The organism is Kribbella sandramycini (genome assembly GCF_013131805.1).
In the GTDB taxonomy this organism is placed as follows: Bacteria; Actinomycetota; Actinomycetes; order Propionibacteriales; family Kribbellaceae; genus Kribbella; species Kribbella sandramycini.
This window is the reverse complement of the sequence record NZ_JABJRC010000030.1, coordinates 1-627: the sequence shown is the minus strand read 5'-3', so window position 1 is coordinate 627 and position 627 is coordinate 1. Positions and strand designations below refer to the sequence as shown.

Here is a 627-nt window from a genome sequence, read left to right as displayed (position 1 = left end):
GCGTTGGCGGTCTTGACGCCGCCGCAGACGACGTTGGCGTCGTTGACCTTGAGGGCGTCGCCGGAGCCGCTGACGGTGACGTCCTGCTTCTCGACGGTGGTCTGCTTGCCGACGACCGCGGTCGGGTCGAGCTGGCCGGGGACGACGTGGTAGGTCAGGATCTTGGTGAGCAGCGCGTCGTCCTTCTTGAGGACCTCGATGGTCTTGGCGTCGATCTTGGCGAACGCGGTGTCGACCGGGGCGAAGACGGTGAACTCGCCGCCGTTGAGGGTCGAGACGAGGTTGACCTTCGGGTTCAGTTTGCCGGAGACGGCGGCGACCAGGGTCTTGAGCAGCGGGTTGCCGGAGGCGGCGGTGGCCAGGGGTGCGGCGGCCATGCCGTCGATGGAGCCGGCGCCGCTGGGGTTGGCCTTGGCGTAGTCGGCGCAGCCGGGGCCGACGAGGCCGGCGGCGTTGTCCATGGAGGTCTCGCTGGAGGGGGCGCTGGTCGGCGCGGAGGTCGGCTGGGACGCGGGGGTGTCGCTGGAGTTGCTGTCGCCACCGCCACAGGCCGCCGTCGCGAGGACGAGGACCACGGCAGACGCGGCGAGGCCGGCGCGAACGAACTTCTTGGACATGACGATCTCT

The 627-nt window shown here is 70.0% G+C and carries 1 protein-coding gene; it reads right to left on the bottom strand.

The genetic code is table 11. The annotated features are described in order from the left end of the window. Positions 1 to 617: fasciclin domain-containing protein (locus HPO96_RS37455; RefSeq protein ID WP_171679237.1), on the bottom strand; the 617-nt coding region annotated here is incomplete at its 3' end. Positions 618 to 627 lie beyond the last annotated feature (10 nt).